The following is a 20,955-nucleotide window of genomic DNA, read 5'->3' as shown; positions in this document are numbered from 1 at the left end:
CTATTTATCAGGGGGTATTATCCAATTACCACCTACCGAATAATTTTAATCCCCGAATGTGGGGAAAGCACATTCGGGGATTATTCAAACCAGGGTTCATCATCGTCGATCCGGATCCGCTTGATAGATCGTGCACCACCCGAGGAAGGGTCCAGCTCAAGCAGGACACCGTTCAGTTGGGTCCTTCCTTCCCCCACTTCAAAACGAACGGGAAGCTGGGTAAGAAATCGTTTGATTACGAGTTCTTTCTCCATCCCGAGAACGGCATCATAGGGGCCTGTCATTCCCACGTCGCTCAAAAATGCGGTACCACCGGGAAGAATCCGTTCATCCGCTGTCTGGACATGGGTATGGGTGCCAATCACCGCCGACACGCGCCCATCCAGATACCAGGCCAGCGCTTGTTTTTCGGAAGTCGTCTCACCGTGGAAATCAATTAGCACCGGTCCCTTCACCTCGGCGAGGAGTTCATCCGCCTTGCGGAACGGACAATCCAGCGTAGAAAGGAACGTCCGACCCATCAGGTTGATCACGGTTAACTCCCCATTGGGAAGGGCCAGGCGGGCAAACCCATTACCAGGCGTCCCTTCGGGATAATTAGCGGGTCGAACTAAACGCGGTTCATCATCGATAAAGTCAAAGATCTCCCGCCGATCCCAGGCATGATTGCCCAAGGTGATGCAATCCACACCGGAGCCGAAAAATTCCCGAGCAATGGTTCGAGTGATCCCGCGTCCGTCAGCAGCGTTCTCCCCGTTGACAAGAATAACGTCCGGGCGGTGGGTCCGCTTCAGACGGGGGAGGTGGTCCTGCAAGGCTGACCGACCCGCGTCTCCCACGATATCTCCGATCATTAGCACACGCATACGTAAGCGCCTCCAAGCCCTCTAGAAAAAAATAAAGCGGCGGTCAGGCCGCTTTATTTTGCATATTCGACCGCACGAGTCTCACGGATCACGGTAACCTTGATGTGTCCGGGATAATCCAGCTGATTTTCGATCTGCTTTTTGATTTCCCGCGACAACCGTACCGACTCGCTGTCATTGATTTCATCGGGTCGAACCATGATGCGCACTTCCCGGCCGGCCTGAATGGCGTAAGATTTCTCCACACCATCGAAGGATTCACAGATCTCCTCCAACTTTTCAAGCCGTTTGATATAAGCTTCCAACGTTTCTCTGCGCGCCCCCGGCCGCGCTGCTGACAGGGCGTCAGCAGCACCGACCAGAACGGCGATCACACTGGTTGCCTCCACATCGCCATGGTGCGAGGCAATCCCGTTGATCACAGCCGGATGTTCATTATACTTCTTGCCCAGTTCGATCCCGATTTCAACATGTGATCCTTCAACTTCGTGGTCGATTGCTTTTCCAATATCGTGCAGTAATCCGGCACGCTTGGCCAGGTGGATATCCTCACCTAGCTCAGCTGCCAACAACCCTGCTAAATGAGCCACTTCCATCGAGTGTTTCAATACATTTTGTCCGTAGCTTGTCCGGAATTTAAGTCGGCCCAGGATCTTGATCAGATCCGGGTGCAGGCCATGAACCCCCGTTTCGAAGGTTGCTTGCTCCCCGTATTCACGGATGCGTTCATCCACTTCCTTGCGGGATTTCTCCACCATCTCTTCGATTCGAGCAGGGTGAATCCGGCCGTCCGCCACTAATTTTTCCAAGGCGACCCGAGCCACTTCCCTTCTGATCGGATCAAAGCCGGAAAGGATTACCGCTTCCGGTGTGTCATCGATAATGAGATCGATCCCGGTAAGGGTTTCCAAGGCACGGATGTTCCGACCTTCCCGACCGATGATCCGCCCCTTCATCTCGTCATTAGGGAGTGTAACCACGGAAACAGTCGTCTCTGCCACATGATCCGCCGCACATCGCTGAATCGCCAGGGAAAGGATGCTGCGGGCTCGTTTATCCGCTTCTTCCAAGGCCTGACTTTCCATTTCCTTAATCATCTGGGCGGTCTCATGCCGCATCTCCTGCTCCACCCTGGAAAGAATCAGCTGGCGCGCCTCGTCGGAGGTCAAGCTGGAGAGGCGTTCCAATTCAGCTACTTGTTCATTGTAAAGCCCTTCAATCCGCTGTTCCCGGTCCTGAATCCGGTTCTCTTTCCGGGAGAGTGTCTCTTCCCGCTGTTCTTGAGACTCTTGTTTCCGATCCAAAGTCTCTTCCTTCTGCATCAAGCGACGTTCCAGCCGGGTCAGGTCGTTTCGTTGTTCCCGGATTTCCTTCTCCGCTTCCGTCCGAAGACGGTGCGCTTCGTCCCGGGCTTCGAGGACCTGCTCCCGCTTCAGGGCTTCCGCCTCGCTCCGCGCTTTATCAATAATCTGTTCCGCCTCTTGTTCGGCACCGCCGATCCGGGCTTCTGCCGTCAGCTTTCTCATCCGGTAACCGACGAAGCTCCCCATAACGCCGCCGAGGAGGAACAGGAGCAGCCAAACTACAAACTGATCAACCATCTATTGCTACCCACCTCCTCCCTTCTCCAAGTATAAAACAAGACCGAGTACTTCGGTCTGTCATAGGTCCATGCATGTCATCCGGGAATGTCCCAGACTCGATGGGTCAAACGAAGGTCAGAGTTGAGTCACTCCGGAAAAAGGTTTCAAACCCGTGTCAGCTTCGGGACAAAACAAATTCACTCAAGGGATCCATCTTCCAAAGCCTCAAATATAAATATTTTAAGGTTTCTTCAGATGTAAATCAATTGTATTATTTACCCTGTCCCATTGTCAAGCGGACGAAATAGGCCTGACCAAGGTGGCGCCGCCTTTGATCTGTACCTCAAATGCCTGGTCCGCTCCCTCGGTTAAATGGGGGTCGTGGGTGATTAGCACGATCTGGCGTCCAAACATCTCACCCGTTGATTTCAAAAACTCAAGCATCGGCACCACATACTCCCGGCTCACATGCTTACCCGGTTCATCCAGGATGAGTGGGCCTTTCGGACGAGGGCGAAAGGTCTCGATCAGGGCGATTCGAAGGGCGAGGGAGGTAATGTCGACAATCCCGCCTCCTCTCGCCTCCTGTGGTTTAGTCTTGACAGAGGTCCCTTCCCAATCCGTGATCACGTAAAATTCGGCGACGGGCTTACCCCCGTGTTCTGTTAGTTCGATTTCAAATCGGAACAAGGGGCCGAAGATATATTGAAGGGCGTTGGTCACCAGCGTTTCCATCTGGGCTTTAGCCTGGGCACGAGCATGTTCTGCCGATTGTTGCAATAGGACGCGAACTTTATCAAAGATGTCCCGTTTGGCCGAGAGGGCTGCGAGGCGTTCTTCAACGTCCGTTAGGAGCCTCTGAAGTTCATCGTGCTTGGCCTTACGTACCAGCGCCTCTTCTCTCGCCTGGTTGATCCGGTGGCTGAGGGTTTGGAGTTTCATCCCTTCATCCATCGCTTTTGGTCAGCTCCCTAGGTAGCATGGACCACGCTTCTTCAATCTTGCGGTTGATCTCCTGTTGTAATTTTTCGATCTCCTCTTCCAACTGTTCCGGCTCAACACCCAATTCTTCCAGTTCTTTTAAAATCTCTTTCTCTTGACGTTCCAGGTCTTCTAGACGAACCTCCGCCTTATAGCGAAGGTTTTTCGCTTCTTCCAGCCGGGCTTTAATCTCTTTGATCTTCTCTTCCTGCCGCTGCACCGCTCACCCCTCCTCGGTACTCTTCCAAGATATGTTCCAAAGCCGAACCGCTGATGGGAGACCCACAAGTAGGACAACGACCCAACGTTTCCAGAATCGCAGCTAGCTGTTCCGTCCATGCCCGGATCTCCCGATCCCGTTCATTCCGGTAACGGATTCCGTCACGCAAACGCTTCCGCCGATCCCTCAGTTCTTCCTTACAAGCTGTAAGCCGCTTCAGCCGTTCCAGCAGCAAGGGTAGCTCCCCAGTCAACTCATCCGGCAGCGCTTCCGTTCGACGCAGCTGCTCCCTTAGCTTCTCTTTTTCTTCGCACAGATGCCGGTAGCGGGGAAGAAGCCGGATCAGCCGGGAGAAAAGGTGATGTCGCTCCTCTAGATCGGCAAGATCCGTCTCTTTAACAGACATTGTTCCCTTCAGCCATCTCTTCACTTTCTCCTCTTCTTGCTGGTGAAAGGTGCAGCGTTCGTGAAGGCTTTCCATTCTCCGGTGGCGTGTCGCCCGCTCTTCGAGATCGCGTAACGTTCCCTCCAACCGGTTGCAGTTCTTCGTCTTAGCCAGCACCCGTTTCCAATCTGCCTTCTCTTTATGAGTTCGCCGATGATTGTCTGTCGCCCGTGCCAACCGCTCCCGACGATTGCAGAGCTGTTCCAATTCCACAACCCGGATGGTCAGATCCGGGAGGCAAGCAAGCCGTTCCAGACGAACCCGTTCTCCTGCCTGTTGCTTCCGGCAGCCGTCCCAACGCTCTTTAGCCGTCTGCAGCCTCTCCAGACGCCAGCGCATCTCCGACGCTTCACGGTGCCGTTCCTCCGCCCCCTCCAGCCTTTCGATAAGGTCAGGCAGGGTTTGATAGGGCTTTAAGGACTCCTTTAACCGTTCGGATTCTGCTAAGACATGCTTGATTTCCGAAGAAAGGTTTCGCTGATCCCGAACCGTCTCCTGCAGAGCGATATCGATGAGGTGGGCGCCTGAGACTCGACCGATCGACTTCGCCTTGACTCCCCCCGTCTCCGACAGAAGAAAGGGGCCTTCCAACTGGGTTCCGAACTGAGCCGGCATATTCCAGTCAGAATCCAACTTCAACGGGTGCATCCCATGGGCTTCGATCACTTCTCGGGGAACATTCCCTCCGAACCCTTCGAAGATCATCTCCTCTTTCCCCGGCACCTTCAGAAAATAACGGTTAACCGAAGCAGAGCGTTCCCGGGTGATCTCGGTGCCATCCGTAAGGGTGAGAACTACCCGGCAACGATCCTTTCCGACTCGGATATAATCTTTTCCCTTTGGTTGATTGTAGAGAACCCAGCGCAAAGCACGGAGGATCGCGCTTTTTCCGCTGTCCGAGGGACCGACGAACACATTGAGACCATCTGTGAAAGAAATCTCCGTCCGGCTATGGGACTGAAAATTTTCGATAACGAGTTTTTCGAAACGGTTCAACGCCCCCCCTCCCATTCCCAACCCAAGCGTTCCTGTACAACAGCAATCCGTCGGAGGGCTTCAACCTTCACGTCGTCGTCAACCCCCTCCAAGCGAGCGATCTCCTCAACGATATCGGGTGCCCCCATACCTCTGAACTCTCCGGCAGCACGAACTTCCTGTACAAAGGAGGCCATCTTCTCCTCTCGGTAAGCAGCTTCTTCCAGATAGGAACGGTCCAGGACCGTCTCGCCTGGTGCAGCACAGCGCAGCGGTCGGATCTCCACCTGAATGTCCTGCCCAAATTTCAGCAGAGCGACTTGGGGCTTCCGCTTCATTTCCGAGGGGTGGTTGTTAATCCGGGCAAGGGCTCCCGGGTTTACTATGTATCGCCCATCTTTCTTTTGCAAGGGAAACCCTGCATGGTAATGCCCGGTTAGGAGTACATCCGCCTCCCCGGCCCAAAGGGAGTGTACCATCGTATGGGGAACTCCTTCGGGCAGGGCACGGTCGACGGCCATCCCATGAACCATATGGATGCAATAATCGGCACCGGTCTCGTTTTTAACTGTATAGTCCAATTCCGGATCTCGCTTGTCCAGGTCATAGTGGAAAGGTTGTCCCGACAACTGGATCGTGACACCTTTCCCTTTCAGGAGAAGCCTCTCCTTCGGACGCAGGAGGCGAACCGTGCCGAAGGCATCCAACAGGCCCAGCATCGAACGGTCGACCGTTCCTGGATTGTGACCATAGATGTCATGATTTCCCGCAATCGTATAAATCGGCACATCCAGGCGGCGCAGCAATGCAGCGAACTCCCTTACCACCGCTGGGGAAATATCCGGCCTGTCAAACAGATCCCCACCGTGGAGAACAGCATCTACCTTCTCTTTCACGGCGGTTTCGATCACTTCCTCCAATTTGTCACGCAAGGAAGAAGCAAAGTCGTCGATTCGGCTGCGGGGAGCGGTCCCTCGGATATGGGTATCTGTCACATACAAGAGGTGAAACATCGGGCTTATTCACTCCCTTTCCTCTCCATGGCGATCCCGATACTCCCGAAGCAAACTGTAAACCAGGGAAGAGGCGAAACCGCGACGAAACAGGTATTGTCCAAGCCGCCGTTCAACAGCGGGCCAGGGATGGCCCCGAAGGCGGCGATACCGTTTTTCCGCTACCTGTTGGGCCACTTCCCGCTCTTCATCTTGTCCGAGGTCTCCGACTGCTTCCGCGACCACTTCTTCGGAGATTCCCTTTTGCTTCAGTTCCTGCCGGAGCATGGCAACGCCGTACCCTTTGGTACGGCGTCGCTCTTCCACCCAGCTCTCGGCGAACCGCCGGTCATCCAGGTAACCCTGTTTCTTCATTTCAGCAATGACTGGATGGTGGTGTTCCGGCGCAAATCCTTTTCCTGTGAGATACCGCTCGACCTCAGAAACAGTACGGGGCTTATAACCCACATAACGGAGTACCGCTTGGCGCACCTTGTTCCGTTCCTCTTCGACGAGAATCCGTTCCATCTCTTTGGCGTCCACCTGCATCCCTTTGGACAAGGCGAATTTAACCAACACGTCCTCGTGAACGGCGAAACGGTAGGAACCGTCTATATGGATATTATAGCGAGGAGCTCCACTCTTCTGCCGTTCGATTCGCGTAATCTCACCCCGTTCGCCCATCCGCTGTCACTCGCCTTCCTTATTCCTTCGGCTTAGGAGAGAGGGTTTTCGCGTCCTCCTCTGAGCTTTTCCCGGTCGGCTTTTCTTCCTCCCCGCCAGGTGCCTGGACGACGCTAAGATTAAAGTGGGCCCGAATCTTATTCTCGATTTGGAGGGAAACCTTAGCATTTTCCTTCAGGAATTGCTTCGCGTTTTCACGCCCCTGACCGAGACGGTCGCCGTCGAAGGAGTACCAGGCACCGCTCTTTTTAACGATATCCAGGTCGCTTCCGATATCCAGGATGCTTCCTTCCCTGGAGATCCCTTCCCCGTACATGATATCCACTTCAGCTTGTCTGAAAGGCGGAGCCACCTTATTCTTCACCACTTTGATACGAGTCCGGTTGCCCACCATGTCGTTTCCTTGCTTGATTGTTTCCGCGCGGCGCACTTCGAGTCGGACGCTCGAGTAGAATTTGAGGGCACGCCCCCCGGGAGTCGTCTCCGGGTTGCCAAACATAACGCCCACTTTTTCCCGGATCTGGTTGATGAAGATGGCGATCGTTTTCGATTTGCTGATAGCACCGGAAAGCTTCCTCAGGGCCTGAGACATCAAACGCGCCTGAAGGCCCACATGAGAATCCCCCATCTCTCCTTCGATTTCCGCCTTAGGCACCAGAGCCGCCACAGAGTCGATGACGATGATATCGATAGCACCGCTACGAACCAAAGCTTCGGCGATCTCTAGAGCCTGTTCACCGGTATCCGGTTGGGAGAGGAGGAGTTCGTCGATGTTCACTCCAAGCCTCTCAGCGTAAACCGGATCCAGAGCGTGCTCTGCATCGATGAAAGCGGCTTGCCCCCCGCCCTTCTGTGCTTCGGCGATAGCATGGAGGGCAACGGTGGTCTTCCCGGAGGATTCCGGCCCGTACACCTCGACGATCCTGCCCCGGGGAAGGCCGCCTACCCCAAGAGAGATATCCAGGGCGAGAGCCCCGCTGGAGACGGTTTCCACTTGCCGTGGTCCGCCCTCCCCCATTTTCATAATCGAACCTTTACCAAACTGTTTCTCTATCTGTCTTAAGGCCATATCCAAAGCCTGACGGCGATCGGACATTCATACCTCACTCCTTCGAATCCGCTGGATACCCCCATCATACATTCTTTTCCCACCCATGCCAAGATCTTTTGCGAACATTTATTCGTGTATTTGGCAGCCGGAATCGGTAAAACGGCATGGAAGGCCTTAATAAGGGGATACCATACAGGAAAGGCTGGCCTTTTTCGGACGCCCTTTACCGGCTCCTGCAGGGTTCAGTATAATGGAAGCTAGACTAAACGGAAAGGAGTGGGAAGGAAATGGATAAAGAACAAATGGAAGAAGAGATCATGGAAGCTCTGGAAACCGTCGAAGACCCGGAGCTCCATATCGATATCGTCAATCTCGGCCTCGTATACGGAGTGGATGTCGATGACGAAGGGAACGCCAAAGTAACCATGACCCTAACCGCGATGGGCTGCCCCCTGGCTGGGATGATCAATGAAATGGTCACCGCCGCCTGTCAGTCTGTGGACGGGGTGAAAAATGTGGAGGTCAACATCGTCTGGAACCCGCCGTGGTCAAAGGAACGAATGTCCCGGTACGCCAAGATGGCCTTGGGAATTCACTAAATCAAAACAAAAAACCTGCCGCATGTATTCGGACATGCGGCAGGTTTTTTTATTCGCTTCAGCTCCGGCTGTTGCGCGGTCGGGCCGGCTCCAGGTTGACCCTTGCACCGTTGATCTTGGTTTGGCGCAGGGCCTCGAACACAAAGGGAGCAGCCTCTTCCGGCACTTCGACAAAAGAGAACCGGTCATAGATGTTGATACGTCCTACCTTCTTGGCATTGATCCCCGCCTGTTCGGCAATCGCCTTCACCAACTCACGCGGGCGGATATCAGCGTTACGGCCAACATTGATGAAGAACCGAACCATCCCAGGAGAGGCACCGGTTTCACCAAAATCATAAACTGCATCGTTGCCAGCGGTAAAGCGGTCGGCAAAGGCCAGATGAAGAGCGGCTACTGCCACTTTTTCCGCGTCATGATTCACCGTCAGTTCCTTCACCATCTCTTCAAAGAAGGGGATGGGGTCACCCGCTTGGATGGTCTCCTCCAGCTGTTCAACCAACACCTTCTGCTGTCGTTCGGCCACTTCTTCCAGTGTGGGAAGTTCCCGGACGGCGAGTTGACCATGAATCTCCTGCTCAATCGAACGAAGTTGTTTCATCTCCCGCGGGGTGACCAAGGTGAGAGCGATCCCCGTCCGGCCTGCCCGGCCTGTTCGGCCAATGCGGTGGACATAACTCTCAGCGTCCTGAGGGATGTCATAGTTGATCACATGGGAGATCGTCCCCACATCAATCCCTCTGGCAGCCACATCAGTAGCTACAAGCAACTCGATATCCCCGCGGCGAAAAGCGTTCATCACGCGATCCCGCTGTTGCTGGGCCAGGTCTCCATGAAGACCGCCCGCGAGATATCCCCGAGCTTGTAGAGCTTCCGCCAGATCATCGACGCCTTTTTTCGTACGGCAGAAAAGGATTCCCTGCTCCACCTCTTCACTATCCAGGATGCGGCACAAGGATTCCAGTTTTCCATTCTCTAAAACTTTATAATAGACCTGTTCAATGACGGGAGCAGTCACCTCGCCCCGACTTACGGTAATGTAGCGGGGCTTTTGCATATACTTCTGGGCGAGATGGCGGATCGCTGGCGGCATTGTCGCCGAAAAGAGAAGGAGCTGTCGGCGCTCGGGCAAATACTTCATCACCGCTTCGATGTCATCGATAAAGCCCATATCCAACATTTCATCGGCTTCATCCAGGACAAAAATCTCCACATCATCCAGCTTCAACGTCCCGCGGCGCAAGTGATCCAACATCCGACCAGGCGTTCCGATCACCACATGAACCCCCTGTTTCAGGGCTTTAATTTGGCGACCGATGGATTGTCCGCCGTAAATCGGCAGAGTGAAGACCTTTTTGGAACGACCGATCTTGCGTAATTCCTCGGAAACCTGAATAGCCAGCTCCCGGGTGGGTGCCAGCACGACACTCTGTACCTTGCGTCGGCTCGTGTCGACATGATCCAAAAGTGGAATGCCGAAAGCCGCTGTCTTACCAGTCCCAGTTTGCGCCTGGCCGATCACGTCTTCACCGCGAAGCACCGCGGGAATGCATTCTTCTTGAATCGGGGAGGGTTCTTCAAACCCCATCTCTCGGATCCCTTTTAAAATGAGGGGATCCAGTTGGAAAGAATCAAATTGCGTCATCGTGTTCTTTCACCTTTCTTTAAACGTTCCAGTAGTGTAAAAAGCGCATGTTTCGCCGCCCGGATCTGGATTTTTTGACGTGAACCGCCCAGATCAAGACGGTGGGCACGGGGAGGTTCTCCCCGTGCCGCAAGACCCACGTAGACAAGGCCGACTGGTTTCCCTTCGGAAGGAGCGGGGCCAGCTACTCCAGTGACGCTGAGGGCGAAGTCAGCCCCCAACCGACCCCGTGTTCCCTCGGCCATGGAGAGGGCTGCATCCATGCTGACCGCCCCCTTTTTTTCCAGGAAGTCGGCTGGCACACCGGCCATTAACTTCTTGGCATCCGCGGTGTAGGAAACCACGCCTCCCTGAAAAACCTTGCTGGCCCCGGGAACAGAAGTAAGCATATGGGCGAGGAGACCGCCGGTACAACTCTCTGCCAGGGCCAGGGTTTTTCTCTGCCGGGTAAGTTCCTGGACAACCGCTCTTTCCAGCGTCTCCTCGTTTTCTCCATACAGGAACCTGCCCACCGTTCTCAGAATCTGCTCTTTGACTGGGTTGATTAGCGATCGCGCTTCAGCTTCCCTCTCCGCTTTAGCTGTCAAGCGAAGGGTGACCTCTCCTTCTTTTGCCAAGGGGGCAATCGTAGGATTGGTCTGCTTTTGAATCAGGTCTCCGAGCCGCTCCGTCAGATGGGATTCACCAATTCCGTAAAAACGGAGGACATGGGAGACAAGTACGCCATCTGGGCGAATTTCTTCCAAAAAAGGGCGTACCTCATTTTCAAACATCGGATATAGCTCGGTCGGCGGACCTGGCAACAGGACAAAGGTCGTTCTCCCATAAGTGACGGCCACTCCCGGTGCCGTTCCATTCGGGTTGGCAAAAACCCTTCCATCCGGAAAGACCAGCGCCTGCTTATAGTTAGATAGGGGAACCGACAGACCCCGTTCGCCGAACAATGTCTCCAAAGCTACCTTGGAGGGAGGATGCTCCACCAATTGGAGGCCCAGTACCTTAGCAACCACCTCTTTGGTAAGGTCATCCTCCGTCGGCCCGAGCCCGCCGGTAAAAATCACCAGATCAGAACGGGATGCCGCTTGCTCGACAACACCCTTCAATCGATTCCAATTATCCCCGACCGAGGTATGGTAATATACACCGATCCCAAGACCAGATAGCTCCCGAGACAGGAAAGCCGAATGGGTGTCGACAATTTGCCCTAAGAGCAGCTCCGTCCCGACGGCGACTAATTCTGCGCGCATCGGACAACGCCCTTTCTCTCGACGGCCGGTCACCGTGATTTAGAGAAGCGGATGACCCGCCGGTTTTTCAGGAAATAATCGATGCCGGACCAGATGGTGATGATCACCGCCAGCCATACAAAGATCCGGGAAAAGGGAAAAGCGACCGAGGAAAAAGGGAAATTGTTCAGCATCAAAGCAGAAAGGGTGATAATCTGAACGATCGTCTTCAGCTTACCGAGAGGACTAGCAGCGATTACCTGTCCCTCCGCCGCCGCTACCAGCCTGAGACCGGTCACGGCGAACTCGCGGCTGATGATGACGATGGCAACCCAAGCGTCTACCCGTTGCATCTCCACCAAGGAAATAAGGGCAGCCGAAATCAACAGCTTATCGGCCAGGGGATCAAGAAACTTCCCCAAGTTGGTTACCAGCTTCCGCTTTCGGGCGATATAACCGTCCAGCCCATCCGTTACCGCAGCCAGAATGAAAACCAGGGTCGCGATGATTTCACTGACGGTGATTACTCCTTCGCCAATCCGGAATTGGCCCATATCGTACTTGACCAGCAGAAAGATCATCACCACCGGAACAAGGAAAATCCGAGCCAGGGTGATTTTATTGGCCAGATTCACGTTTTGCGAACCTCCCCCCGCGAGTTCAACGCGCAGGATGCATAGTGCAGAGACACCGCCTGTTCACCCCGTCAATCGCATCACGCCTCGCAAGCTGTGGTTGTCCGTTAGAGCCCCGCAGAACCTTCCGACGGAAGCCTGCAACAGGATGGTTAGGAACCCTCTATCGCCTTCCTGTTGAAATCTTTTTTCAGCTGATTGCCGAGCTACCTGCGTTCTTTCGGGTTCTTCACCGGGTCCGGAACAAGCCGTGGATTTTTGGCAAACCATCCGAAAATACGGTAATGGGAAAAGATCAACACGTTCCGTATGCTTCATGCGTACGGGATATGTAGTAGTCTCGTGACGGCCCCATGCCCCGTCACCACCGAATCGGTGTGAAGGGGCCAAAATCGGCAAAACGAGCCCCGGAGGAAGAGGGCTCGACACGTCCGCTTTCCCACTCTCGCAATTCTTCCGTAAGTATAATACAACGAATTCCCCCATGTCAAAAAGGAGGAGGCACCGAACGGGAACGGTGCCTTCGTCAATCAGGGCTTTCTTTTCAATTGATACGAATGGGCGGCTGTCTCCGAAGACGTGTCGATGATGTGGCCATTCACCCTGAGAGTTACCCGGTCGGGATTTCCCACCATTAGGGACACCCAGGAAGGGTCACGGAAGGTTTCCGAACGACCAGCCGACAACTTCGCTTGCTTGGTGACTTTTTTCGTCGGCCCCCCAGCACGATAACGGAACCAGGTCTTCTCCCGTGCTTCCAACGTGACAGACACTTCTTTCGCCTTGGACACCTCAAACAAATCTCCGTATTTATAGGTCTCTGAGGGCTTGACCAGTTCCACCACCGCTTTGTCCTCGTTACCAGTAGGTAAAGGCGAATCGCCCTGAACCCCGGATGATTCATCCGTTCCTGAGGGCTTCCCCCCTTCTTTGTCGGAAGAAAAAAAGAGAAAGCCCACTACTCCGGCAGAAGCGAAAAAGACGAGGCTGAGAGAAACGATCAGAACCGTTTTTTTCGGTAAGGAGGAAGCCCAAGAAAGAAAGGATTGCCATAAGCGAATCGGAGGAAATCCTCCCCGTCTCCTTGTTTTCCTTTTCTTTTTCTGACGGCTATAGCGTTCCTTACGACTCAGGCGGGACACCGGTTCTGTCGCAAATTCCTTCGATGGTTCCGTAGGCACGGGAACCGACAGCCTTTCCCCTGTACTCATCGTCTCATCGAACTGACGCAGGATAGGAGCAGCATCCACCCCAAGATGACCGCAATAAGCTTTGATAAAAGCTCTGGTATAAAATTTTCCCGGGAGGGCAGAAAATTCTCCTTGTTCGAGTGCTGCAAGATAGCCAGCTTGTATATTGGTTTTTTGCTGCATCTGCTCCAACGTCAGACCGGCCTCTTTCCGTCGCCGTAGAAGCCGGTCCGTCGGTCTTGACATCGAGCGGTCCACCTCCTGGGGGCACATCGGCACCCTATGAAAAAGGCCAACTTTCGTAATTTTCACGGGGAAAAGAGTCCGCTTCCCGATCCCTGTCCAGTATACCCGAGTGTTGTTCTCCCTGTCAAAAAAGCTCCCTTTCTAAAGGAAGCTTTCATTTGACAAGGGAAATATGGATTTTTTTCCTTCCGTCATAGGAGGTTTTTACCTCTTCTCCGTTAACGGTCATATCTACGTTGTTGGGAAGACCCATCTCTATCCAGAGATCCTTCCCCTTACTGTAGTCAAAAGAGAAGGTGTCTCCCTTTTTTAAAAGCCGGTCTTCCAGTTGATTTCCTACCTCTTGACCTCGGATTTGGAACCAGCATTCCCCTTTTGCCTTTAGCTTCAGTTCAATCTGATCAGCATTGGATAACTCGTAATGATCGATTTTCCCGCTTCCGACATCAACCGGTCTCAAGAGAGCCTCTGCTTCCGAAGAAGATACTTCTTCAGCAGCCTCCTCTTTTGGAGCGGGGCTTTCCTGCTTGGGTGGCTTCTGAGGTGCTGGATTTGCATCATCCCCGTAGACCTTCATCGCCACAAAAATGGCCGCCGGGATTAACAAGATTGCTCCCAAGATCAAAAATCGGGTATACCAGGTGCCGAGCGTGCTTTTTTTTCCGGAGCTTTCTTTTTCCTTAGAGGAAGAGCGATTACTCCGGCTGAGCGACCGGGAGGGAGAAGATCCCCCCTCAGGAGGGGATTCTTCTGAAGGTTCTCCATCCTGACGAGGGGGAAGCCCCAATTCCTGGGGTGCTGGCAGATCCGGCGGCATACTCACTCGGCGCAACCCGCCGTCAGCCGGAGTTCCGAGGCCAGCCGCCGTTTCCGTATGGGGGAAATTTCCGTCTTCTCGTCCGGTGCTGATTTGCTCGGAACGAGAAGCTCCCCTTTCCGACCGTGAAAGCCTGGACATTCGGGAAGGCCGCTGCAAGTCTCCCCCTCCATCGTCTCCTGGGGGCAAACTCTCCGGCTTGCGAGAACGATCCCTGGATAAACCACCAGGGTTCTCAGGCAGTTGAAGCGGAGCCTCTTCCCCGCCCCGTAAAGGAGCGGAACGGAGTGAGCCCGTTTGAATATCGGGACTCCCTGGCTGAGAACCCCCTGTCCGACGAAACATCCGGTACTGGTTGAGGATCTCCCGTGAGTTAAGCCCGACAGCACTGGCATAGGTTCGCAGGTATGCGCGTATATAGTAGGAGCTCTCAATGCTCTTGAAATCTCCCGTTTCCAACGCAGCGAGGTATTCGCGTGGAATCCGTGTTTCCTGTTCCAATGCATTCAGACTGATTCCCCGGGATTCTCTTGCTTGCTTGAGGCGGTGACCGATTTCAATCGACACACGGCCCACCTCCTGGGTAAACAATTTGGTAGAGGTTATTTCTCTAACTTGATACGATAGCTTTTGGGTACATCTTGGGCCGTGGTATCGATGTCTTGGCCATTTACTTTGATTTCGGTGTTGGAAGGCTTAAAGAGACGGAACCAGATAAAGTCCTTGTCCTCGAGAACCCGCTTTTCTCCTGTTTTAAGGGTGAAGTTCTCTTTTTGGTTATTCGTTTCATAACCGTAGGCGAGACCGCTGCTTCCGTTATTGGCCTTGATTTCGATCTCCACCTTGTCAGCACCCTTCAAAGCAAAGAGATCCCCTTCGATGTCTCCACCGGTCTCTACTTTGTTAAGGGACGTCGTTTCAGGAACCTTGGCATTGACCGTATTGTCGCTGCTTTCTTCCGATTCGGTCGTATCTGCATTGGTAGCCGTCTGGTCGCCACCGGTGTACCATAACCATCCACCAACCGGCACAAGAATCAATGCACCGATCGCAGCCGCCCGTATGATCCAGGTTCTCGCCCCTGTCTTTTTCTGCGCCTTCCCGTCTCCATCCGCCATCCCGCGATTCACTTCCTGCTGTACACGCCGGGGAACCATCGTGGTCTGGCTGACAGATTGAGGCTGCGTTTGCTGGAACCCCGTCTGCTGCTTCGGAGGCTGGGAAGGCCCCTGCATCGATGGCTGAGGCATCGATTGCTGAGGCATCGCTTCCATGCCGTCTTCCGGAAGAGCACGGAAGCGGCTTGTCCTCTGTGGAGGAATTGGTGGAGCCTGTTCCCCAGGAGAAGGTTGTTGCGGCTGGTTCCCATAAGGGGGAGCCTGCTGCGGGGCTCGAGTAGGCGGATCCATCCGCTGCGAACGGGGGGAGTAAGTCCTGCCGAGGCGAGGTTGAGGCTGAGGCTGAGTTTGTAAGCCCTGATGCATGTCCTGGGCAACACCCCGATTTTGTCGTGCCTGGCCGTCCATCCCGCGCCGGGGAGCCCGGTTGTTTACCGAAGCCCGTTCGTAACGATCCAACAACGGTTGGGCATCCAATCCCAGGCTGTGTGCATATGTACGAAGGAATGCACGAACATAAAAAGCGCTGGGGAGTGTTTCAAACTGGTCGTTTTCCAAAGCCCGCAGATATTCGATATGAATCTTGGTGCTTTGCTGTACTTGGTCCAGGGTATATCCCATGGACTCTCGTGTCTGCCGCAATTGAGAGCCAATGCCTGTCATAAACGACACCTCCTGATATCCATTCATCCATCCATCCATCGAATCATCGTATGTCAAAAGCTGCCATATCCGTGTCAAGCACCTCATAAGAAATCACTTCATCCGGATTATTGCGCAGCTCGATTATATAATCAAAGTCATCCAGGGTATATTCGGTTTCCTGGACGAAGATGTCCGGATGTTCCACCACTTTCGTCGCTCCCATTCTCATAATCTCCTGCACCAACATATGATGGCGCTCAGTGGAACGCAAGGTGGATACGATTCCGTCGATAATGTACACATTGTTGGGCGTCATTTCGTCCTCTGCCAATTGTTTGCGAACGGTTTGCCTGAGGAGTGTTGACGAGACAAAAGTCCATCGCTTATTGGCACAAACACTGGAGGCGACGATGGATTCCGTCTTGCCGACTCGGGGCATCCCTCGAACGCCGACAACCTGATGGCCTTCTTTCTGAAAAAGCTCTGCCATGAAGTCCACCAGGAGACCCAGTTCCTCTCTCGTGAAACGGTAGGTTCGCTTATCCTCCAGACAACGGTCGAGATAGCGTCCGTGACGGACAGCCATGCGATCCATCAAAGTCGGCGGCCGGATCGCGGTAACCGTGATGTTGTCTACGCGGTTTAAGATATGTTTCAGTGCATGGATCTTCTCTCGATCGTCGGTATTGAGAAGCATCCCCCGCCGTTTGTTTTCCACCCCGTTGATCGTGAGGATATTAATCGAAAGCATCCCCAACAGCGACGCAATATCTCCCAGGAGCCCCGGCCGGTTCTTATGGATCTGATATTCCAAATACCAGTCATGGCCACCCATTCCAACACACCTTTCGCTGCCACTGTGTCAAAGTGTTCTGTACAATTGGAAGACCAAGCAAATTTGTTTAATAGTATACCACATGTTTCGGAATAAGCGAACCCTGATGGAACAAGAAAATCGTTTGACCCAAAAATGAAACACCACTGTAATTTAAAAACGGATCCCCTTTCATTAATGGGTATTATTGGAATTTGATTTTCCACCCATGAAAAAATCGGCATCCCTTTTAAGGGAAAATGCCGATTTTAGGGCCGTTATTGGTTATTTCCGCCAGAAACCAGTTTAACCATCAGGCTCGCCATCGTCTGTTGCTCTTGTTCGTCAGCGCACTCCCACAGCTCTTTTAAAAGCCGTTCTTCGCCATTTTTCGGGTCGACTCCCTGGGCCAGATAATCTCCGAACTGCTGTGCCACGTCAGCGATCTTCTGATCGTTCATCCCGACGGCATGGGCTTGTTGAACACGCTCATTCAAAAAGTTTTTCCAATCTTGGAAGTTATTCAGGACCGACATGATCCTTCCCCTCCTTTTCAGCCAATTGTCCTCTATGGGTAATATGTCTCAAACATCCAGGACTTATTCGAAAGAAGAAGGAGAACCTATTCTCTCGATCAGGGAAACCAGCCCCCGTTTATATGTAGCACCTGACCAGTCAGATAACTTGCTTCCCTCTGACAAAGATAAGCTGTCAAGGAAGCCACTTCATCCGTCTCCCCCAATCGACCGGAAGGAATTTGTTCGGCCAACTTAGAGCGTTCCTTTTCGGATAATTGATCCGTCAACATATCGGTCAGGATCGCTCCAGGGGCGACAGCATTGACCGTGATTCCTGAAGGGGCCAATTCCTTGGCAAGTGCGCGGGTCATCCCGTTTAAGGCACCTTTTGCAGCAGAATAGACCACTTCCCCAGCCCCTCCCGATTCTCCCCAGATGGAAGAGACCAAGACAATACGTCCAAAACGACGGCGGATCATCGCTGGCAGGACAGCCTGTACGAGCAGATAGGCTCCCCGAACATGGGTATCCATCAGTCGGTCGTACTCGTCATCGGTCACGTCTTGAAACAGGAGACTTTCCCCTGCCACACCCGCACTATGAATAAGGATCGACGGCTCTCCCAACTCTCGAAAGACCCTTTCGGCCATCTTTGACACTTCTTCCCTGGACCGAATATCGGCCTGGTATATACGAGACTGCACCCCCAGTGCAGAGCAAGCCTCCTTTACCGCTTGTGCCTTCTCGGAACAATGCTGGTAATTGACAGCTACCGAAGCTCCCGCAGCTGCCAATTTCCGGGCAATAGCCGCCCCAATCCCCCTGCTCCCCCCGGAGATGAGGGCGGTTTCAGCTTGTAACGACTTTTCCATCGGTTCACCTCCTAGCTTTCAAGTAAAAAAGCGTGCCCGTAGCGAGCACGCCAATCAACCATTCGTCAATGGGGCCTTACGATGGAAGCGGCGAAACGTTCCCAGTCAATATGTTCCCGAAGCCGCTGGTTGACATCCTCAGCCGTCAATTCTTCCAACATAGGAACGATCCGAAAAAGGTCCGTATCGTTAAAACGATACCGAGTAAACTGGTTGGCAATCCACTCCGGTGAATTAAGAGAACGCAGATAGCTTCCCAGCTTCTTTTTTCGTATCCGTTCCACTACGGGAGCCGGAATCCCCCCATCAATCAAGCGGGGGAGTTCCTCGTGAATCCGCACCAGCAGGGCATCCGGATCAGGAGTATCTCCACCGGCCATGGAAAAGCCGTACCCTTTTTCCAGACTGTAATCGTAGCCGAAATGGTCATCGATCAACCCATCATCATACAGGGATTGATAAAGGTCAGATGAAGGGCCGAACAAGGCTTCCAGCATAACTTCCGTTGCCAGTTCCTGTCGGACTAACTCTTCCCCGGTTCCGCCGATCTTTTTCTCCTTGAAGCCGAACAAGCATTTGGAAATCCCGACAGAGAGGCGGACCTCCAACTGTTTTTTGGCAACAGAACCCGGCTCTTCGGGGAAATAACGACCGATTTCTCCTTGCTTGTCGTACTTTTTTGCAGCCTGATTCTGCCGTATCAATTCCATGATTGGCTCCGGATCGATGGGCCCAACCACAAATAGAAGCATATTGGACGGGTGGTAAAAGGTTTCGTAACAGGTGTACAGGGTCTCCTTGGTAATCTCAGCAATCGATTCCACGGTTCCGGCGATATCGATCCGGACTGGATGGTTCTGATACATCGCCTCGATCAGGCCAAAATAGGAACGCCAGTCGGGATTATCATCATACATGCGAATTTCCTGACCAATAATCCCTTTTTCTTTCTCTACCGTCTGATCCGTGAAATACGGGTTCTGTACAAAATCAATCAGGGTCGTTAAATTTTCCTCCACCTTTTCCGTGCAGGAGAAGAGATAAGCCGTTCGCTCAAAGCTGGTAAAGGCATTGGCAGAAGCACCCTGGTTGGAGAAGCGGGCGAATACATCCCCATCCTTTTCCTCAAACATTTTGTGTTCCAAGAAATGGGCGATCCCGTCGGGAACCTTCACCTCGTCTTTACCGGGAGGACGGAAATGGTTATCGATGGAACCATACTTGGTTGTAAACGTAGCATACGTTTTATTGAATCCCGGTTTCGGCAGCAGATAAACCTGGAGTCCATTGGGCAGCTGTTCATGGTAAAGGGTCTCTTTTAACTGCCGATGTTCAATTTTTTCCATCCTTCGCTCCCTCCTTTTTGTCCCGCAGGAAGTAGATGGTATCGATTTGGATATTTTGTGCAACCCGTTTCACGTCTTCTTTGGTCACTTTCTTGACATCCCGGATCATCACGTCCAAAGGTCGTTCGATCCCGCTCAGGATACCATGGTAATGAGAATCGATCAGGTCATAGGCCCGATCCTGCCGTTCGCGGAGTTGGTTGACCATCATCGCCCGGGTCTGCTCCATTTCCGATTCCGAGATCTCTCCATTACTCATCAACTCAAATTGCTCTTGGATGATATCAACAGCCTTTCGGTAATTTTGGATCTCAATTCCGGACTGAACAGTCAGGAGCCCTTTATGGCTTTCCAGTCGAGAGGCAGCATAATAAGCGAGGCTCGCTTTCTCCCGGACATTGATAAACAACTTGGAATGGGGGAAGCCCCCAAGGATGCCGTTGTACATCATTAGCGGCACATAATCCTCATCCCGAATCGAAAGTTGCGTGCGTGCCCCCACATTCAGTTTCCCCTGTTTTACATCCAAATGATCGACCACGTCTTTGATCTGATCCACCTGGTGTTCCACAGCAGCATGGGGCACGTCTTTTCGTTCCCGGCCTTCCGTCGGAAAAAATTGCTCCACCAACCGAAGAACCCGATCCACCGATAAATTTCCAACAAAGTAAAGGTCAATCGGGCGGGTCTGTATCAATTCCCGATAATATGTATACAAGTTACCGGCATCAATTTGCTCCAGATCGTCTAGACGTCCATGATTAAAAAGGCTGAATGGCTCACCCTTGCACATCTCAGCTACACATCGCTGGGCGGCATAGCGAATCTTGTCATCCAACAAGCTCTCGATTTTCTGTTTGAGATTCTTTTTCTCGGCTTTCACATAACTTTCCCGAAAAGCTTCGCCTTCGATCACTGGGGTCGTCAATACTTCACCGAGAAAGGCTGCTCCCCGTTCCAGAAGGGATTCCGTTTCGGAAAGATATTCCTCGTTGGGGATCTCCAGCCCCAGCTGCAGGATATGACGTTCTCCCCGCTTGAAAACATCTCCGAACAAAGTGGCTCCGTACAGATCATCCAGCTTCCGCTTTAATTCCAGGGTAGAGGGGGAGCTTTTCGTTCCCCGCTGCAGAACCGCCGGCAACAGGGCATGAAAGGTTACCGACTCCTCTGTCAGCGATTGCTGGATCAGAGCGGATATACTGTTGGTTTTGAATTTATCCGTGGAGCAGACATGGACGCGCAGATTTCCAGCCTGAACCGTTTCAAAGCGAACAGAAGACACACCGACACCTCTTTTCTTTAATCGATACATTTCCATTATAGTCCAAAGCCGCCTCCCCCGAAAAGGGAAGCGCAGAATCCGGTCGACTGTTTCATAGTATGACCGGTCGACACAGAAATGTTGCGACAGTCGGGAAACTGCAAAGAAAAAAACCCTTCCCGTTCAAGAGAAGGGTACTTCAAGTGCCAAAGGCACAAAGATG

The 20,955-nt window shown here is 53.0% G+C and carries 20 protein-coding genes; 1 reads left to right on the top strand and 19 read right to left on the bottom strand.

Annotated elements, in window-relative coordinates; translation table 11 throughout:
• Nucleotides 1-80: 80 nt before the first annotated feature.
• The 8 genes from ACFOUO_RS13935 to recA form a co-directional block, all read right to left on the bottom strand.
• Nucleotides 81-866, bottom strand: a complete 786-nt coding sequence (locus ACFOUO_RS13935) for a TIGR00282 family metallophosphoesterase (RefSeq protein ID WP_380705754.1) — start codon at nucleotides 864-866, stop codon at nucleotides 81-83.
• Nucleotides 867-919: 53 nt separating this feature from the next.
• On the bottom strand, nucleotides 920-2,467 hold the full coding sequence (gene rny / locus ACFOUO_RS13930; RefSeq protein ID WP_380705753.1) for a ribonuclease Y: 1,548 nt from the start codon (nucleotides 2,465-2,467) through the stop codon (nucleotides 920-922).
• A gap of 273 nt (nucleotides 2,468-2,740) precedes the next feature.
• Nucleotides 2,741-3,391, bottom strand: coding sequence for an ATP-binding protein (locus ACFOUO_RS13925; protein WP_380705752.1), 651 nt, complete (start codon nucleotides 3,389-3,391; stop codon nucleotides 2,741-2,743).
• A 4-nt stretch (nucleotides 3,392-3,395) separates the two neighbouring features.
• A complete protein-coding gene (locus ACFOUO_RS13920) occupies nucleotides 3,396-3,650 on the bottom strand; it encodes a hypothetical protein (protein WP_380705751.1) in 255 nt (84 codons plus the stop codon).
• Nucleotides 3,616-5,091 carry an AAA family ATPase gene (locus ACFOUO_RS13915; protein ID WP_380705750.1) on the bottom strand — a complete coding sequence of 492 codons (1,476 nt, stop codon included), beginning with the start codon at nucleotides 5,089-5,091 and terminating at the stop codon, nucleotides 3,616-3,618. The genes ACFOUO_RS13920 and ACFOUO_RS13915 overlap by 35 nt, the downstream gene beginning before the upstream one ends.
• A complete protein-coding gene (locus ACFOUO_RS13910; RefSeq protein WP_380705749.1) occupies nucleotides 5,088-6,083 on the bottom strand; it encodes a metallophosphoesterase family protein in 996 nt (331 codons plus the stop codon). The genes ACFOUO_RS13915 and ACFOUO_RS13910 overlap by 4 nt, the downstream gene beginning before the upstream one ends.
• Nucleotides 6,084-6,092: 9 nt before the next feature.
• Nucleotides 6,093-6,746: a RecX family transcriptional regulator gene (locus tag ACFOUO_RS13905; RefSeq protein ID WP_380705748.1), complete on the bottom strand. Its 654-nt coding sequence runs from the start codon at nucleotides 6,744-6,746 to the stop codon at nucleotides 6,093-6,095.
• 19 nt (nucleotides 6,747-6,765) lie between these two features.
• Nucleotides 6,766-7,842: a recombinase RecA gene (gene recA / locus ACFOUO_RS13900; RefSeq protein ID WP_380705747.1), complete on the bottom strand. Its 1,077-nt coding sequence runs from the start codon at nucleotides 7,840-7,842 to the stop codon at nucleotides 6,766-6,768.
• Between the two features lie 242 nt (nucleotides 7,843-8,084).
• Between recA and ACFOUO_RS13895 the strand changes: the two genes are divergently transcribed.
• Entirely contained in the window at nucleotides 8,085-8,396 is a 312-nt protein-coding gene (locus ACFOUO_RS13895; RefSeq protein WP_380705746.1) for a metal-sulfur cluster assembly factor, read from the top strand.
• Nucleotides 8,397-8,454: 58 nt separating this feature from the next.
• On the opposite strand, the gene ACFOUO_RS13890 is transcribed toward ACFOUO_RS13895, so the two are convergent.
• From ACFOUO_RS13890 to yfmF, 11 genes are all read right to left on the bottom strand, one after another.
• Nucleotides 8,455-10,041, bottom strand: a complete 1,587-nt coding sequence (locus tag ACFOUO_RS13890; RefSeq protein ID WP_380705745.1) for a DEAD/DEAH box helicase — start codon at nucleotides 10,039-10,041, stop codon at nucleotides 8,455-8,457.
• Complete coding sequence (locus ACFOUO_RS13885) at nucleotides 10,038-11,288, bottom strand: competence/damage-inducible protein A (protein WP_380705744.1); 1,251 nt, start codon at nucleotides 11,286-11,288, stop codon at nucleotides 10,038-10,040. Before ACFOUO_RS13885 ends, ACFOUO_RS13890 begins: the two co-directional genes overlap by 4 nt.
• A 29-nt stretch (nucleotides 11,289-11,317) precedes the next feature.
• Nucleotides 11,318-11,902, bottom strand: coding sequence for a CDP-diacylglycerol--glycerol-3-phosphate 3-phosphatidyltransferase (pgsA, locus tag ACFOUO_RS13880; RefSeq protein ID WP_380705743.1), 585 nt, complete (start codon nucleotides 11,900-11,902; stop codon nucleotides 11,318-11,320).
• Nucleotides 11,903-12,432: 530 nt separating this feature from the next.
• A complete protein-coding gene (locus tag ACFOUO_RS13875) occupies nucleotides 12,433-13,338 on the bottom strand; it encodes a helix-turn-helix domain-containing protein (protein ID WP_380705742.1) in 906 nt (301 codons plus the stop codon).
• 154 nt (nucleotides 13,339-13,492) lie between these two features.
• Nucleotides 13,493-14,722: a helix-turn-helix domain-containing protein gene (locus ACFOUO_RS13870; protein ID WP_380705741.1), complete on the bottom strand. Its 1,230-nt coding sequence runs from the start codon at nucleotides 14,720-14,722 to the stop codon at nucleotides 13,493-13,495.
• A 35-nt stretch (nucleotides 14,723-14,757) separates the two neighbouring features.
• Nucleotides 14,758-15,936 carry a helix-turn-helix domain-containing protein gene (locus ACFOUO_RS13865; RefSeq protein ID WP_380705740.1) on the bottom strand — a complete coding sequence of 393 codons (1,179 nt, stop codon included), beginning with the start codon at nucleotides 15,934-15,936 and terminating at the stop codon, nucleotides 14,758-14,760.
• Between the two features lie 43 nt (nucleotides 15,937-15,979).
• Nucleotides 15,980-16,753, bottom strand: coding sequence for a DUF3388 domain-containing protein (locus tag ACFOUO_RS13860; RefSeq protein WP_380705739.1), 774 nt, complete (start codon nucleotides 16,751-16,753; stop codon nucleotides 15,980-15,982).
• A 257-nt stretch (nucleotides 16,754-17,010) separates the two neighbouring features.
• Nucleotides 17,011-17,268, bottom strand: coding sequence for a DUF3243 domain-containing protein (locus ACFOUO_RS13855; protein WP_380705738.1), 258 nt, complete (start codon nucleotides 17,266-17,268; stop codon nucleotides 17,011-17,013).
• 98 nt (nucleotides 17,269-17,366) lie between these two features.
• Nucleotides 17,367-18,122 carry an elongation factor P 5-aminopentanone reductase gene (ymfI, locus tag ACFOUO_RS13850; protein ID WP_380705737.1) on the bottom strand — a complete coding sequence of 252 codons (756 nt, stop codon included), beginning with the start codon at nucleotides 18,120-18,122 and terminating at the stop codon, nucleotides 17,367-17,369.
• 65 nt (nucleotides 18,123-18,187) lie between these two features.
• Entirely contained in the window at nucleotides 18,188-19,468 is a 1,281-nt protein-coding gene (gene yfmH / locus ACFOUO_RS13845; protein WP_380705736.1) for an EF-P 5-aminopentanol modification-associated protein YfmH, read from the bottom strand.
• On the bottom strand, nucleotides 19,455-20,753 hold the full coding sequence (gene yfmF, locus ACFOUO_RS13840; protein ID WP_380705735.1) for an EF-P 5-aminopentanol modification-associated protein YfmF: 1,299 nt from the start codon (nucleotides 20,751-20,753) through the stop codon (nucleotides 19,455-19,457). Before yfmF ends, yfmH begins: the two co-directional genes overlap by 14 nt.
• Between the last annotated feature and the right edge of the window lie 202 nt (nucleotides 20,754-20,955).

Origin of the sequence: Salinithrix halophila (assembly GCF_042650125.1) — a bacterium.
GTDB classification, from domain to species: domain Bacteria; phylum Bacillota; class Bacilli; order Thermoactinomycetales; family DSM-45169; genus Salinithrix; species Salinithrix halophila.
This window is presented reverse-complemented; position numbering and strand designations above follow the sequence as displayed.

What these genes read in the sequence shown, in the direction of transcription:
- ACFOUO_RS13910 (WP_380705749.1), bottom strand. Translation starts at nt 6,083, where the DNA reads ATGTTTCACCTCTTGTATGTGACAGATACCCATATCCGAGGGACCGCT.
- yfmH (WP_380705736.1), bottom strand. Translation starts at nt 19,468, where the DNA reads ATGGAAAAAATTGAACATCGGCAGTTAAAAGAGACCCTTTACCATGAA.
- ACFOUO_RS13860 (WP_380705739.1), bottom strand. Translation starts at nt 16,753, where the DNA reads ATGGGTGGCCATGACTGGTATTTGGAATATCAGATCCATAAGAACCGG.
- ACFOUO_RS13895 (WP_380705746.1), top strand. Translation starts at nt 8,085, where the DNA reads ATGGATAAAGAACAAATGGAAGAAGAGATCATGGAAGCTCTGGAAACC.
- recA (WP_380705747.1), bottom strand. Translation starts at nt 7,842, where the DNA reads ATGTCCGATCGCCGTCAGGCTTTGGATATGGCCTTAAGACAGATAGAG.
- ACFOUO_RS13865 (WP_380705740.1), bottom strand. Translation starts at nt 15,936, where the DNA reads ATGACAGGCATTGGCTCTCAATTGCGGCAGACACGAGAGTCCATGGGA.
- ymfI (WP_380705737.1), bottom strand. Translation starts at nt 18,122, where the DNA reads ATGGAAAAGTCGTTACAAGCTGAAACCGCCCTCATCTCCGGGGGGAGC.
- ACFOUO_RS13885 (WP_380705744.1), bottom strand. Translation starts at nt 11,288, where the DNA reads ATGCGCGCAGAATTAGTCGCCGTCGGGACGGAGCTGCTCTTAGGGCAA.
- ACFOUO_RS13875 (WP_380705742.1), bottom strand. Translation starts at nt 13,338, where the DNA reads ATGTCAAGACCGACGGACCGGCTTCTACGGCGACGGAAAGAGGCCGGT.
- ACFOUO_RS13905 (WP_380705748.1), bottom strand. Translation starts at nt 6,746, where the DNA reads ATGGGCGAACGGGGTGAGATTACGCGAATCGAACGGCAGAAGAGTGGA.
- ACFOUO_RS13855 (WP_380705738.1), bottom strand. Translation starts at nt 17,268, where the DNA reads ATGTCGGTCCTGAATAACTTCCAAGATTGGAAAAACTTTTTGAATGAG.
- ACFOUO_RS13925 (WP_380705752.1), bottom strand. Translation starts at nt 3,391, where the DNA reads ATGAAACTCCAAACCCTCAGCCACCGGATCAACCAGGCGAGAGAAGAG.
- ACFOUO_RS13890 (WP_380705745.1), bottom strand. Translation starts at nt 10,041, where the DNA reads ATGACGCAATTTGATTCTTTCCAACTGGATCCCCTCATTTTAAAAGGG.
- rny (WP_380705753.1), bottom strand. Translation starts at nt 2,467, where the DNA reads ATGGTTGATCAGTTTGTAGTTTGGCTGCTCCTGTTCCTCCTCGGCGGC.
- ACFOUO_RS13935 (WP_380705754.1), bottom strand. Translation starts at nt 866, where the DNA reads ATGCGTGTGCTAATGATCGGAGATATCGTGGGAGACGCGGGTCGGTCA.